The sequence below is a fragment of the Achromobacter sp. 18P8.1.1 genome (assembly GCF_057799415.1).
In genome coordinates this window covers 1-14,010 of the sequence record NZ_JBYOKH010000004.1, presented here as the reverse complement: position 1 = coordinate 14,010, position 14,010 = coordinate 1, and the positions used below count along the sequence as shown (strand labels likewise).

Sequence of the window (14,010 nt, the reverse complement as noted above, 5' to 3'; positions counted from 1 at the left end):
AATGAAAAACCGCTCCCCGTCGTCGTCCGCCGCCTCTGATCGTGCGGGCCGGTCCGCGCAAGCCGGCGCGCAGGACAACGCTAAGATACTGCCGCCGAGCGGCCCCGTCGATGTGCCGAAACAACCGGTCAAACCAGACGCCTCTAGCCCGGATGAGGCTGCGCGCGACAAACGCGCGGTGGTCGACAATCAAACCGAATCGAACTGGGCAGACGGCGCCGCGCCGCAACCTCGGGCGAAGAACGCTCGTTCATCCCTTTTTTGATGCGCCGGCGGGGCCGGTGCCGTCTACACCGCCGGGCAAGCCTCGCAGGAATGCCAGCAGGCGCCGCTCGTCCGCGTCCAGGCCACGCGGCGCGTCCGGCGCCCGCGATTTCGGCGGCAGCGTGCCCGCCAGATAGGCCTCGAGCAGGGCGGGATGGACATAACAGGCGCGGCATACGGCGGGCGTGTTCGCCAGGCGTTGCGAAACCTGCTTGATGACGTCCACCAGAGTCTGCTTGGCCTGCGCCTCGCTTTCGAATGGGCGAGCCTGCAACGCGGCGTACGCCAGCACCGAGCCCGCCCAAGTGCGGTAATGCTTGGCCGTGAAGTCGCCCGAGCCGGCGGCTCGCAGATAGGCATTGACCGCCCCGGAATCCACGGGGTGCTTGCCGCCGTCTTCATCCAGGTACTGGAAGAGCTGCTGGCCCGGAATTTCCAGGCAGCGGCGGATGATGCGGGCCACGCGGCGATCCTTCACCGTCACGTCGTGCGGCACGCCGCTCTTGCCCTGGAAGCGAAACCGGAAGCTGCTGCCCGCGACCGTCGTATGCCGGCGCTTGAGCGTCGTCAGGCCGTAAGACTTGTTGGACCGCGCGTATTCGCGTGCGCCGATCCGGATCAGCGTGGTCTCCAGCAACTTCACCAACGTTGCGATTACCTTGTCTTGCGCCAACCCGGCCGCGCGCATGTGCCGGTCAACCTGGCGCCGGATGCGCGGCAGGGCCTGGCCGAACGCCAGCAGGTTCTGATACTTGTCTGCGTCGCGCAATGCCGCCCAGTCTGGGTGGTAGCGGTATTGCTTGCGGCCCCGCGCATCGCGGCCGGTGGCCTGAAGGTGGCCATGGGGCAGGGGACAAATCCAGACGTTTTCATAGGCGGGAGGAATCACCAGCGCGTGGATACGGGCGATTTCCGCGTCATCTTTGATGCGTTTTCCCTGCGCGTCCACGTAATGGAACGTGCTGCCGTTCACGCGCACACGGCGGTAGCCTGGCTGCGTGTCGTCAACGTAGACCAGCGCTACGGGCTCGGGGGGCGATATGCGGGCGTCCATGCTGATCTCCAACGGCGTCGGCGGCGCCTGCAGCAAGCAACGTGCCCGACGGCGGCGATATCCGGGAAACATGAGGGTCAGGCACGCTACTTGCTGAGGCAATCGGCAGCAACAACATCAGCGAATCGATCGTTGCGGGCCGGGACCCAACGTCCCGTCCCGGCAAGGATCCCTACAGGAGAGTGCCATGCAACCCACGTTACAGCTACACGTGCCGCCCAAACCCGATCCGATCCCGCCCGGCTCGCCGCCCGGGGATCTGCCGGTAGAACCGGATACGGACGAACCGGAAGTCGATCTGCCGCCGCTGTCGCCGCCGATCAGGGAAATCGATCCTCCCAAACGCTGATGCCCGCATGCCGCTGAACAATTCGAATCAATAACGACGAGGAGTCATCATGTCGACCATTCTGCTGATCATTCTGATCCTGCTGCTTATCGGTGCCGTGCCCGCGTGGCCGCACAGCAAGGGCTGGGGCTATTACCCCAGTGGCTTGCTGGGCATTGTCGTGATCGTGCTGATCGTGATGTTGCTGATGGGACGGATATAACGCTGACGGCCGGCTGAGCGCCTCGCGGCGCCGGCCGGCCCGTCGGTTTTTCCGGGAATGGCCGTCCCTTGGACGGCCGATAGCGCGGGTGCGTGGCGAGGCGTAAGATTTCTCCGCCTTTTCGCAGCCATCCGCCTATCCGGCAACGCCTCCATGACCATTCCCTTATTGATTTTGATCGACAGCGTGCAGGGTTTCCTGCCCGCGATTGAAGAACACGGCTTTCAAGCCATCTATGCGCCGACGGCGCAAGCCCGCGCGCAAGCCATCCAGGCCCATGCCGAGGACATCCGCATCGTGCTGACGCGCGGCGCCACCGGGTTGCGCGCCGATGAAATGGCTGCCTTGCCGAAACTCGAGCTGGTCTGTTCGCTCGGGGTGGGCTTTGAGAACATCGATCTGGCCGCCGCCGCATCGCGGGGCATCATCGTCACGAACGGCCCGGGCGCAAATGCGGTGTCGGTGGCCGACCACGCGATGGCGCTGTTGTTGGGCGTGGCGCGCCATCTGCCTCAAGCGGACGCCTGGGTGCGGCAGGGCCACTGGAGCGGCTTCATGGGGCCGCAAGTGACGGGCAAGCGCCTGGGCATTCTTGGCCTGGGCACCATCGGGCTTGAAATCGCCAAGCGTGGCGCCAACGGATTCGGCATGAGCGTCGGTTACTACAACCGTCGCGCGCGTCCCGAAACCGGGTACACCTATTTCGACACGCCGCGCGCCTTGGCCGCGGACTCTGACTTCCTGGTGGTGGCCACCCCCGGGGGCACGGGCACCCGACATCTGGTGAACGCCGACGTACTGAACGCATTAGGCCCCGACGGCTATCTGGTGAACATTGCGCGCGGCAGTGTGGTGGATACCGCTGCGCTTATCTCCGCGCTGGCTGAAAAGCGCATCGCAGGCGCAGGGCTGGATGTGGTGGATGGTGAACCGCAAGTCCCGGATGCCTTGAAGCAACTGGACAATGTGGTGCTGACGCCGCATAGCGCGGGCCGTTCACCCGAGGCGGTGGCGGCAACCGTGGCGCTGTTTCTGCAGAACGCCACGGCGCATTTCAGCGGCAAGCCCGTGCTGACGCCGGTGGTGGAGGCGCAAGCCGAAGCGGCCTAGCCGCGTGCTTAGTGCGAGAACATGATCGGGACGGTCATGCTCTTCAGGATGGACGCGGTGGCGCCGCCCATCGCCCATTGGCGCAGCTTGCTGTGGCCATAGGCGCCCATCACGATCATGTCCGCGCTATGGTCGGCGGCGGCATTCAGGATGGTGCTACCCACGCCGACGCCCTTGATGTCGCGGCGCACGTGGTCCGGGGCGGGCATGCCATGGGCGACGCAATACGTGGCCAGGTCTTCAAACGGCGTGGCTTCGTCTTTCTGCGAGGATCCGCCTTCGTCCATGGTCAGCGCGATCAGGTGCGACGACAGGCGCAGCGCCGGCGTGGCGTCGCCCAAGGCGCGGGCGGCTTCGCGGCTGCCGTCCCAGCAGAAGAGCACGCGGTCGCCCACGGTGGGGAAATCGCCGCTGGAGGGCAGCACCAGCACAGGGCGACCGGCCGTCAGCAGCATCTGCTCGACGAATTCGGATTCATGCGCGGCTTCGACATCGTCGCGGTTGAACTGGCTGACGATGACGAGATCACTGGTGCGAGCGTGCAGCGCCACGCAGACGCTGGGCGCGGTGTCTCCGGCGCGTACCACCGCTGGCACATCGGCGGCGGCGGCCGCATCCAGGAATGCGTTCTGCACCGCGGCGCGGTTCTGCGCCTGCAGTTCCTTCATGACGTTCAGCGTGCGGGACATCAACACGGATTCGCCGTAGTAATACTGGGGCGGCGCCGCGCTGGCGTAGATGCCGACCAGTTCGGCCTTGTGGCGTTTGGCTAGCGACAGCGCCAGCCGGGTGCGGCGTTCGCAGTCGAATCCGTGGTCCAGGTGTACGGCAATGCGGCGATACATGCGGGTCTCCTCAGTAAGCGTCCCATAGCGACATGGTTACGCTTTCCGAGGGGCCGGCCCTTGATGCGCATCAAGCGGCTTCCAGATACCTGGATTCGGCGCAAAGATGGCCCGTGGGCCCGCCGCGGCGGCCTACTGGGGTGGATCCTTCTCGATGCGGTCGCGCAATTGGCGCACCTGGCGCGCCTGCTGGGCGATGCGGTCCAGCGGCTCGGCCAAGGCCGGGTCGGCTGCGGCGATGGCGGCCGGCACGGCCCATTGGCGGGGAGGCAGGTCCGCCCCGTGATCCTGCGGATGGAGCGCGTGGGCCAGCACCAAGCCATAGTCGCGCAGGGCAGCTGCGGCAGGCGCCTCGGAGGGCAGGGCGGGCTGGATCTCCAGCACTGTGCCGGCTGCCGTGATACGCCGCATGGCGTTCAGCAGGTTCACCGCGGTGTCGACGTTGCGCTCGCGGTGCACCGGATTCTGTTGCAGTCGCTGCAATGAGGCCTCGGCATTATCGGCCGACAGGCAGGCTTGGCGGCGCAAGGTGACGATGCTGCTTTCATCCGGCAACGAGGCCGCGCCGCTTTTTTGCCGAGTCAGTGCCAGCGCATACGCGGCGTGCCGATCCAGCGCCCGTGTCAGGGCGCCGGCCAGTTGCCGCGGCTCTTTTTCCGGCCACACCAGAACGCCCACCAGCAGCGCCAGGATGCCGCCCAGCACGCTGTTGAAGGCGCGTAGCGCCGCCAGCGTGGGTTCATAGATTTCCGGTTGCTGGATATGGCTGACCAGCACGAACTGCGACGTCAGGAAGAAGGTGAACAGCGCGTAATGGATGGTGCGCGCGGCGAAGGTGCCCAGCGCAATGGGCAGGACGGCCAATGCCACCGACAGCGGCGTACTCAACAGCAGGCCCAGCAGCGATGCGCCAACGGCGCCGGCGACGCTGCCGGTGACGCGTTCGAGGGTGCGCTGCCAGGTGGTGGCGAAATAGGGCTGCAGGATGAAGACCAGCGTCAGCGACATCCAATAACCATGGTTGACGGCGAATGTCTTGGACAAGGCCACGGCGATGGTGGCGCCGACGCCCACGCGCAAGGCGTGGCGGAAGGCGTCGGATTCCACCCCCAGGTTCTGGCGCAGTGTGCGCCACGCCTGCCGTGCGCGAGACGTCCCGCGACCTTGCTGGGCGGGCGCGGCAGGCGCATCGCCCTGGTCGAACAGCGCTTGCGTGACGGCTTGCGCCGTGTGCAGCAGGCGGTCCAGTACGGGCACCATCGTGGCCAGATCGGGCGCATAGGCCATGGCGCCGCCGCGCAGGTCATGCAGGCCGGCGCCATAGTGGGCCAGACGCTCGCGCAGGCATTGCGCCTGTTTGGGGTCGCTGACGTCCGAGGTGCTGGCAATCGCATTGCAAACGCTGGCGTAGCGGTGCAGCGCATGCGACAGGTGCGCGCCGGCGCTGCGCCCCAGCCATTGCGGAGCGTGGGATTCCAGCAGGTCGGCGCAGGCGACCAGCGCAATGAAACTGTCTTCGGCGCTGTCCAGCAGGTAGGTCAGCTGGTTGGCGCGCGCGCGGCGTGAAGGGCGCGATTCCTGCACTTCGCGGATGCGGACGCGGGCGGCCTCCAAGGCGGCGCGCTGGGCGCTGCGCTGCGGTTTGGTGACGGCAGTCCAGGCTTGGGGCCCGGCCGCCGGGGTCAGGCCCGAATACATGCGGGCCAGCGCGTCGGCGAAGTCCGCCAGCCCGCGGTAGCAATGCGCGACCGCGTGCGTGGCGTCCTTCCAGGGCCGTCGGCGCCATACCAGCGCGGTCATCAGGATGGCCCAGACAGCACCCGCCAGGAAGAAGAGGGTATACGACAGGCTTTCGGCCAACGTGGGCGCGGGCAATTCGGCGGCTACGACGAAGCCGGCGGACAGCAAGGTGCCGACGATGGCCGCCGCCGGCCCCAGCACGCGCAGCAAGCCGCCGAACGTGCAGCAGATAAACGTCAGCGGCAGCAGCAGCCATAGATGGCTGGCGCTAGCGCTGGCAAGGAAGCAGAAGAGGCCGCCGATCAGGCCCAGCGCCAGCATGGAGCCGGCACGTTGTCGCAAGGGGCCACCCGGATCGCCAAAGCAGGCCCAGAATGCGGCGATCGCGGTCCAGCCCAGGCGGGGTTCGTGCACCAGCACGGCCAGGATCACGGGTGCCGCGCTGATGGCGGCGGCTTGCAACGCGTCCAGCCACAAGACATTGCGCAAGGAAGCACGCCAGCGGGTAAGCAAATTCGTCACGCTATTCATCAAGCTGCAGTGGGACCCGAAGGCCGAAAGACGCAAACCCTACCATGTCGACAAGGCGGTTATATCTGCCTCGCCATCGTCGTCCACTGGGTGTCAGATTCATGAATCTGGATGAGTCCATACAAATAGTTTCATTTGTGTGACTTTACTGCGTCTTAGGCGCAAATTTGCCTGGAACAATTGCTCGAAATCGCATAAAAAAACATTTGGCGGTTCAATGCGCCGGAAATTACGGCCGGCGCATCGCGGTAAGCCGATGGTGAATACTCATGTCCCAATGTGCCTCTTTCTGCGCCCGGACAGCGCAGGCCTTACCCAGGGGCACGCGAGGAGCGTAGACATGACGCCCAATCACGAGGCTTCCACAAGCTCGGTGGTCAGCGACGAAGAAATCGCGGCCATGGTGGCAGGAAAGGATGGCCTGCGGGTGCTGTTGCAACCGCAGGTGGACCTGATGACAGGCAGGATCGTATCCGCCGAAGCGTTGGCGCGATGGCAGCATCCCCGCCTGGGTATCGTCATGCCTGCTGAATTCATTCCCGCGATCAACCGCATGGGCTTGGACAAACTGCTGTTCGAGCGCGTCTGCCTGCGCGTGATCGACATATTGCTGACGATGCGGCGCGCGGGCATTGCGGTGCCGGTCGCCATCAACGCGCCGGCGACCACGCTGTCCGACGAAAGCGCCGTGGATTTCCTGCTGGATCTCATCTATACCGCCGAGCTGCCGGCTTCGCTGGTGCGGGTCGAGCTGACCGAAGACCAGCCCATCCGCGAATTGGATGTCTTGCGCGCGTCGTTGATGAAACTGGAGGACGCGGGGTGCGAGGTCAGCCTGGATGACTTCGGCACGGGCCATGCCTCGCTGAAGTTGCTATCGGCCATTCCCTTGTCCGAAGTAAAGATCGATCAGTATTTCGTGACGCGCATGCGGCGCAGCGCCGTGGCGTTTGAAGTGTTGCGCACTGCCGCGGAACTAGCCACGCGTCTGGGCTGGCGCGTCGTAGCCGAAGGGGTGGAGAACGTCGCCGACATCCCCGCCTTACGGGCGGCCGGCTGCCGTTACGGACAAGGGTTTGCCCTCGGGCGCCCGATGCCGCTGGACGCCTTGATGGTGCGGCTACGCACCCAGCGCGACGGCGGCGAACCGTTGGCCGCGCCCGCCAATTACGCTTCGTCCTGGATCGAGGCTTTCGACGGCGGCGCCAAAGAAACCGAACCGGCTTTCCCCGCCCGCGTCATCACGCAGTAGCGCTCGCAGGCGCGTCGCCGCTTGCGCAATTTCTTCCAGCAGGGCCAGGACTTACCGGTCGAAAAACGGGGACTGCGATCTGTTTCCCCTTGGATGCTTGTGGCCACGGCCGTTGGGCACGCCAGTTGCTACTCCCGATGTAGCGGAGCCTTTTCCGCCTATCAGGAGACTTGTAATGTCCAATCAGAATCAGCCCGACCAGCAAAAGCAGCCGCAAAAGCAACAGGCCCAGGAAAACCCCAAGGACCGCAATCAGTCGCCCGGCCAGCAGCCCGGCCAATCTGGCCAGAATGCCGATCGAGGCCAGGGCCAGCAGGGCGGCCAGCAACCCGGCCAGCCCGGCAAGCCGCAGCGCTGACCCCCTGATCGCGCATTGAGTCCGCAAGCCGGCAGCGCGAATCCCAACGGCCCCGTCCGCGCTTTCAATGGCGTGGACGGGGCCGTTTGCGCGAAGGGGGCATAAGCTGCCATCATCCATTTCGTCCATTGAATAATGGCGCCGTATCGCTGACCATCCCGGGTGAGGCCTGCAGTTTGACGCTGCGCGATGCGCAGTCTGCGCCCCCCCGGCATCACGAAACAGGAACCGCAATGAGCTTGAACGCTGCCGCGCCGCGCCGGAGATCGGCCTTGGGCACCACCCTTGCCGTGCTGCTTGTCCTTGCCGCGTTGGCCGGGGTGCTGGCGTTTGCCGCTACCCGCATCGCCGAACAGCGGATTTCAAGCATGCTGGGGCCCCGGGGCCAGGTAGGCAACGTGCAGGTCGGCTGGCGGCAGGTCGTGCTGACTGATGTGAAGGTGTCCGGCGCCCCGGGCCAAGCGGGCGCAAGCGCCAAACGCGTTGTGCTGGAACCGGAATGGTCGGCCTTTTTGCGCCATGAGGCCGTGTTCGACGCCGTCGTGGTCGAAGGCTTCGATTTTGCGGTCGTGCGCGGCGCCGATGGCGAAATGCAGATTGCCCCCGCCTTGCAAGCGGCGCTGCACGCAGGCGCCGGCGGCGACGGCAAATCGCGTGCAGATCGCACGATCCGTGTCGCGGAGTTGATCCTGCGTGACGGGCGGCTGGATTTCGAGGACGCCGCGGTGTCCAAGCCGCCGCATCGCATTCCATTCAAGAACGTCCAGGCCCGCTTGAGCCCGTTGTCGGTCCCGGGGGATGGCACGCACAGCGATATGGAGTTCAGCGGCACTTTGGAAGAGAACCGCAATGGGGAGTCGACCGTGCGCGCGCAGGGCTGGTTGCAAGTCGGCGGGACGGACGCTGACATGAAAGTGGCCGTGCGCAATATGGACATCCGGCACGCCGCGCCTTACCTGTCGGAAAAGGACGCGGGGTCGCTGACTGGCGGTGCGATGGATCTGGATATGAATACCACCATCGCCAAGCGCGAATTGCAGGCCTCGGGCACCGTCGCGCTGCGTGACCTGAAGTTCAGCGGCGACGGCACCCTGTTTTCGTTGCCGCGCAAGGCGGTGCTGGCCGCCATGAAAGACAAGACCGGCGCCTTGCGCTTCCAGTTCAAACTTCAAGGCAGCCTGGACAATCCCAAGTTCTCGGTCCGACGGGGCTTTGCCGCACAGGTGGCGCAAGGCTTTGGCCGCGCCATCGGCGTGGGCGCGGAAGGCGCGGCCGAAGGCGTGACTGGCGCGGTCAAGGAATTGGGCAACGCCTTGTCGGACTTGCTCAGCCCTTAGTGCGCCCCTGCCTCAGAACCGGTAGTTGGCGCTGAGCTCCACGCGCCGGCCTTCGCCCACCAGCCACTGCGTCTGGTTGTAGTAGGCGGTTTCGGCGTACTGGCGGTCGAACACGTTGAAGGCGCGAAGCGCCAGGCTCAGGTCGCGCCGCGGCTCCCATTGCAGCGCAAGGTTGGTCGTGGTGTAGCCCGCCATTTCCAGCCGGTTGGCGGCGTCTGCATAGCGCTTGCCTACGTAGCGCACGCCAGCGCTGGCCGTCCATTGTGGGGCGAACTTCCAGCTGACCCACGCGTTGGCCACGCGTTCCGGCACGTCGGTCGGCACATTGCCGTTACGCGACACTGCCACGCCGCCGACCGATTCATTGAAGTCGTCGTAGCGCGCGCGCAGCGCCACGGCGTTCAGGTCCACTCGCCATGCGGGCGACAGTTCCACGCCCAGCGTGGCCTCCAGGCCGCGCGACGATTGCTCGCCCACCTGGATGCGCAGCGCGGGGTCGTTGGGGTCGCGCGTGACCAGGTTGTTCTTGGTGATGTGATAGGCGGCCAGCGTCCATTGGCCCTTGTTGTCCCAGAACGTCTGTTTCACGCCGATCTCGATCTGCTTGCCCTGCGACAGCTCGTAGTCCTTATTGGCGGGCGACAGCAACAGCAGGCTGCCGATCGGATCGGCGGCCTGCGCGTATTGGCCATAGACCGACAAGGTGGGCAGCACGTCGTAGACCGTGCCCAAGCGCCATCCGACGTTGGTGTAGGTGCTGCGGAAGGCCGTCTCGTCAGCGACCAGATCGCGCCGTTTCAGGTCGATGTGGTCGTAGCGCAAGCCCCCCAGCACCGACCAGCGGGACGTCAACATCAGCCGGTCTTCGGCGAACAGCGCGTACTGGCTGGCCGTATTGCGATAGCGCGGCGTCGTGCCGGCGACATTGATGAAGCGTCCGTGATCGACGTCGTACGGATCCACCAGCGACGTGCCGGAATAGGGCGAATTGTTGGTGTGCTTGAGCGAGGCGCGGTTCAGCTCGACCCCCACCGCCACTTTGTTCGCCAGTCCGAGCAGATGGCCGTCGAACGAGGCGTCGGTGACCATGCCGGTCTGCTCCTGGTCGTGGCCGATCTCGGTATAGCCGCTGCGCAGGATCTGGCCGGCCGGCGTCCACGCGTAGTTTTCGGCATCGCGATAGTCGCGGTTGCTGCCGATGTAGTACAGGCGGCTGCGCACGGTGGTGGCGGCGTTGGGCGACCACTCGGCCTTCAATTCCGTGCGGCTGTCGCGGTAGATGATCTTGCTGTCGGCCACGTTGTAGTTCTGCTTGGCCAGCCCGTAATCCATCGTGCCGTCGACGAGCGGCGTGCCGAAGTAGCGGGTGGGTTCCTGCCAGGCGTAGGCTTGGGTCAGCGTGAAGTTCAGTTCCGGCGATACGTCCAGCCGCAGGGCGGCGGTGACAGCAGCGTCGCGTGAATCGCCCAGGCTGATCCCGGAATTCGTGTGGTTGCCGCTGACATCCAGCCGGTACGACCACTTGTCATCCAGCGCGCCGCCGCTGCCGAAACCAAAGCGCTGGGTGTCGTGCGTGCCCAGCGTCGTCATCAGCTCGTTTTCGATGGGGCCGCGCGTGGGCTTCTTGGGGATCACGTTGACGACGCCGCCAATGGCGCCTTCCCCGTACAGCACCGAGGCGGGGCCGCGCAGCACCTCGATGCGGTCCACCGCCCAGGGGTCGTAGATGAAGGTCTGTCCCACGCCGCCGTACTGGCGCACGCCGTCATACAGTTGCGCGACGGAGTTCGAATCGGTGAATCCGCGGGAAGACAGGGATGAGCCGCCATTGCCCGGATGACGCATGGCGCTGATACCTGCCGCCTGGGTGATGGCGTCGGTGACGGTGGTGGCGCCGCGTGCTCGCAGCTGTTCGTTGCTGATGATGTCGATGCTGGCAGGCGTTTCGAACGGGGTCAGGCCCAGCAAGGTGCCGGTCGCGGCATGTTCGAGCAAGGTCGGCGCGACCGTGTCGCCGGATACGGAAATGGCCGGCAGCGTAGCGACCGGGGCGGTTTGCGCGTGCAGCGCGGGCGTGAAGGCGAGCGCGGTCCAAATGGCCACGCGCCGCTTCAGGACGCGATGCGTCCTGGCGGAAGAAAAAGGCATGAGTGCTCTCGGTAAGCTAAAAATTGCCGCGCAGGGGCGGCGCAGGATCTAGCGGGATACCGAGGCAGTGGGTGGGGCGCGGGCGCCTAGCGGCGCGCCGGTGACGGAGGCGAGAACCGGGCCGGGCGGGGCGCGCGCGGCCAGCGGATGGGCCATGACGGCCAACTTCGCCGGCAGCATGACGGGCGATGGCGGCAGGGCCACCGCGGCAAGCGCCATGCCCATGGGGCAGGTGGCGGCTTGCGCCGCGTGCCGTTCGTCCGGCGCGTTGTCCTGTTTGGACGGCCCGGCCACCCAGATGGGGCCCGCGGCCGAGCACAGCTGGATCAGCGTGCCGGTTTGGTGCGTGGCCGGCATGAAACCCTGCGGCACCATCGCCTTCAGCACGAACAGCATCAGCACCAGCCAAAGGCCGGCGTTGCCGCGGTGGAAAGTAGGCAGAGGGGTACGCATGGTCGGCGCCCATTCTAGAGCGTTTCGCCGCAGCCGTCCCCAGGTTCACACCGTGCGTGCGGCCCAGAACGCCGTGCGCACGGCGGGCGATGCGGCGATGCTCGCGGTCACCCGGTCCAGATCCAGTTCGTCGACCGACGCCTCGCTGAGCGCGGCTTCGATTTCGACCTCGTTCTCGCCGAACTGGTCGATCTTCAGTTCCGACAGCGGCAGCTGTTCGGCCTCCAGCACCTCCTCCAGCACGGTCATCGCGGCCTGGCGATGTTCCACGTTCGCGATGACGTGAATCACGTTCGTGACTTCGGAAGTCTGCGAATCGAGCGGTTGGCGGTTCACGTAGCTGACGACGGGGCGCAGCAAGGTGTTGGCCGCCAGCACGAAGGCCGTGGCCGCCACCGCCTCCAGCATCAGCGACGCGCCCGCGCAGGCGCCGATGGCGGCCGAGCCCCACAAGGTGGCCGCAGTGTTCAGCCCGCGGATGCTGCCGCCTTCGCGCATGATCGCGCCGGCGCCCAGGAAACCCACGCCCGACACCACGTAGGAGATCACGCGCGCGCCGCCGTCCGCGCCGGCCACGCGGAACGCCATGTCGACGAAGATGGCGGCCCCCACCGCCACCAGCACGTTCGTGCGCAGGCCGGCCGTGCGTTGCCGGAACTGGCGTTCGAACCCGACGATCGAGCCCAGCACGAAGGCAGTCAGCAGGCTGACCAGCGTGTTGGCCAGGGTCAGGAATTGGATGTTTTCGAAGTTCTTCATGGTCTTGCCCCTATTCAGCTTATGGGTGTTCGACGGGGCTCGGCGGGCCCCCAGGCGCGCTCAGGGCAGGCGCCAGACCGAGGCCAGCACGAGGCCCGCGCCGACCAGCCAGATCAGCACCAGGGCCAGCACGCGCGCCAGCAACAGGACTTTGTACGGGTCTTTCATGACAATCTCCTTGCCAGGAAAGCCGGGTTTCAGGCCGGCAGCACGGCGATGGACGCGCCGGTTTCGTTTTCCCAGTGCACGCGGCGCACATCCGGGCTTTGTCCCAGCCGCAGCGCCACGGCGCTGAGCAGGCTGCGCAGGTGCGGTGGGCAATGCAGCGTGACGACCGTGGACGCCAACTGATCGGATTCGGCGCGCGAAATGCGCACGGCGATCACCCGCAGGTCCAGGGCTTGCAACTCGTAGTACAGCTGCTTTCTCAGGGTGTTGAGGGTGGCGCTCAGGCTGACGATGGTGAATTGATAGACCGGCGTGACGGGCGCGTGCGCCGGCAGGGCGCCGAACGACACCGGGCCTTCGGCGCGGGCGTCATGGGCCCGATCCAGGAAGGGGAAGAATTTCTTGATGCGCATGGTCGTCTCCTTGACAGGGGAGTACGGTGGAAGGTCCACAGGCATGCGCCGCCTGACCGGCAAGGCACGCGCGCAACTAGGCCCGCGTATCGCGTCGGTAAGCTTTAAGGGGAGAGGGGCTGAAAGCCCAAGTCCTGGCTGAACGCAGGACTCACGCGGAAGGGAGATTCCGCGGATCCTGCGTCAAGCGGCGCGAGCAGTCGGTTTTCGACTACATCCGTCGTTGTCCACAGTGATCTCTAGGTGGTTGAAAGTGCCGCGAGTATAGCGCCGGGCTAGGGTAAACACCAGTAAAAATTGCCCGCCCTGCGGATTGCGCAAGGCGGGTGGGGCTTCACTTCGGTTTGGGCGGGGGGCCGGCGTAGTACAAGGCCAGCGCCTCGATCTCGCTGTCTGTCAGACGTTGGGAGAAGGCGCGCATGACGCCCACGTCGTCGTTCTGGCGCGAGCCATTGCGAAAGGCGGTCATCTGGTCCGTGAAATACTCCTTGGATTGCCCGGCCAGCCTGGGCAGCAAGGGGCCTTCGCCCATGCCGCGCAGCCCGTGGCAGTTCGCGCAGGCGGGCAACGCACGCGCGCCGTCGCCTTGCAGGTCCAGCTTGCGCGCCGCTTCGCCGCCGAATTCGCCCACATGCAGCGGCGGGCCTGCCAAAGTGCCGTAGTAGGCTGCCACCTGGCCGATTTCCTGCTCGGTCAGTGCGCGCGCGATCGTGTTCATCAGCGGCTGCACCCGTGTCCCGCTGCGGAAGTCAGCCAGTTGCTTGGCCAGATACTCCTGGCTCAGCCCGGCCAGGTTGGGAAAGATGCCGCCGGTGGGCGTGATGCCGGCGGGCCCGTGGCAGGCGATACAGGCCTGGACGCCGGCTCCGGGCTTGCCGTTTGCCGCCAATTGCTTGCCGGCCTCGGGATCGGCCCCACGCAGGAATCCCTCCCAGTCAGGACGCGAGGCGCTGAAGTCCAATGCGCTTCGGCCTGGCACCGGAGTGGCTGCGGCCGGGGCTGGCGATGGCGCTGGAGCGGCCGCAGA

At 66.0% G+C, this 14,010-nt stretch carries 15 protein-coding genes; 7 read left to right on the top strand and 8 right to left on the bottom strand.

Going from position 1 to position 14,010, the window contains the following annotated elements:
* Position 1: 1 nt before the first annotated feature.
* The gene (locus tag AC27VE_RS04385) at positions 2 to 265 is read left to right on the top strand and encodes a hypothetical protein (protein ID WP_488703150.1); all 264 of its coding nucleotides are present in this window, start codon (positions 2 to 4) and stop codon (positions 263 to 265) included.
* Here the strand turns inward: AC27VE_RS04385 and AC27VE_RS04380 are convergent.
* Entirely contained in the window at positions 251 to 1,318 is a 1,068-nt protein-coding gene (locus AC27VE_RS04380; RefSeq protein ID WP_488703149.1) for a DNA topoisomerase IB, read from the bottom strand. The two genes, AC27VE_RS04385 and AC27VE_RS04380, sit on opposite strands and share 15 nt — an antisense overlap.
* A 187-nt stretch (positions 1,319 to 1,505) precedes the next feature.
* Between AC27VE_RS04380 and AC27VE_RS04375 the strand changes: the two genes are divergently transcribed.
* From AC27VE_RS04375 to AC27VE_RS04365, 3 genes are all read left to right on the top strand, one after another.
* On the top strand, positions 1,506 to 1,667 hold the full coding sequence (locus AC27VE_RS04375; RefSeq protein WP_167389996.1) for a hypothetical protein: 162 nt from the start codon (positions 1,506 to 1,508) through the stop codon (positions 1,665 to 1,667).
* Positions 1,668 to 1,716: 49 nt separating this feature from the next.
* Entirely contained in the window at positions 1,717 to 1,869 is a 153-nt protein-coding gene (locus AC27VE_RS04370; RefSeq protein ID WP_006222114.1) for a DUF3309 domain-containing protein, read from the top strand.
* Between the two features lie 153 nt (positions 1,870 to 2,022).
* Positions 2,023 to 2,979: a 2-hydroxyacid dehydrogenase gene (locus AC27VE_RS04365; RefSeq protein ID WP_488703148.1), complete on the top strand. Its 957-nt coding sequence runs from the start codon at positions 2,023 to 2,025 to the stop codon at positions 2,977 to 2,979.
* Between the two features lie 8 nt (positions 2,980 to 2,987).
* Here AC27VE_RS04365 and AC27VE_RS04360 read toward each other — a convergent pair whose 3' ends face one another.
* Both AC27VE_RS04360 and AC27VE_RS04355 read right to left on the bottom strand, forming a co-directional pair.
* Entirely contained in the window at positions 2,988 to 3,824 is an 837-nt protein-coding gene (locus AC27VE_RS04360; protein WP_488703147.1) for a universal stress protein, read from the bottom strand.
* A gap of 132 nt (positions 3,825 to 3,956) precedes the next feature.
* A complete protein-coding gene (locus AC27VE_RS04355) occupies positions 3,957 to 6,086 on the bottom strand; it encodes an FUSC family protein (protein ID WP_488703146.1) in 2,130 nt (709 codons plus the stop codon).
* A gap of 349 nt (positions 6,087 to 6,435) precedes the next feature.
* On the opposite strand from AC27VE_RS04355, the gene AC27VE_RS04350 reads away from it, so the two are divergent.
* The 3 genes from AC27VE_RS04350 to AC27VE_RS04340 all read left to right on the top strand — a co-directional run bounded on the left by AC27VE_RS04350 (position 6,436) and on the right by AC27VE_RS04340 (position 9,042).
* On the top strand, positions 6,436 to 7,347 hold the full coding sequence (locus AC27VE_RS04350; protein ID WP_488703145.1) for an EAL domain-containing protein: 912 nt from the start codon (positions 6,436 to 6,438) through the stop codon (positions 7,345 to 7,347).
* 175 nt (positions 7,348 to 7,522) lie between these two features.
* Entirely contained in the window at positions 7,523 to 7,705 is a 183-nt protein-coding gene (locus tag AC27VE_RS04345; protein WP_088587384.1) for a hypothetical protein, read from the top strand.
* Positions 7,706 to 7,938: 233 nt separating this feature from the next.
* Entirely contained in the window at positions 7,939 to 9,042 is a 1,104-nt protein-coding gene (locus AC27VE_RS04340) for a DUF748 domain-containing protein (RefSeq protein WP_488703144.1), read from the top strand.
* Between the two features lie 12 nt (positions 9,043 to 9,054).
* Here AC27VE_RS04340 and AC27VE_RS04335 read toward each other — a convergent pair whose 3' ends face one another.
* From AC27VE_RS04335 to AC27VE_RS04315, 5 genes are all read right to left on the bottom strand, one after another.
* A complete protein-coding gene (locus AC27VE_RS04335) occupies positions 9,055 to 11,190 on the bottom strand; it encodes a TonB-dependent receptor (protein ID WP_488703143.1) in 2,136 nt (711 codons plus the stop codon).
* A gap of 48 nt (positions 11,191 to 11,238) precedes the next feature.
* Positions 11,239 to 11,643, bottom strand: a complete 405-nt coding sequence (locus tag AC27VE_RS04330; RefSeq protein ID WP_488703142.1) for a DUF2946 family protein — start codon at positions 11,641 to 11,643, stop codon at positions 11,239 to 11,241.
* Between the two features lie 45 nt (positions 11,644 to 11,688).
* Positions 11,689 to 12,402 carry an MgtC/SapB family protein gene (locus AC27VE_RS04325; RefSeq protein ID WP_488703141.1) on the bottom strand — a complete coding sequence of 238 codons (714 nt, stop codon included), beginning with the start codon at positions 12,400 to 12,402 and terminating at the stop codon, positions 11,689 to 11,691.
* A 197-nt stretch (positions 12,403 to 12,599) separates the two neighbouring features.
* Positions 12,600 to 12,983 (bottom strand): hypothetical protein, encoded by a 384-nt coding sequence (locus AC27VE_RS04320; protein ID WP_006222102.1) that lies wholly within the window; start codon positions 12,981 to 12,983, stop codon positions 12,600 to 12,602.
* A gap of 334 nt (positions 12,984 to 13,317) precedes the next feature.
* On the bottom strand, positions 13,318 to 13,944 hold the full coding sequence (locus tag AC27VE_RS04315) for a c-type cytochrome (protein ID WP_427960121.1): 627 nt from the start codon (positions 13,942 to 13,944) through the stop codon (positions 13,318 to 13,320).
* Positions 13,945 to 14,010: the final 66 nt, after the last annotated feature.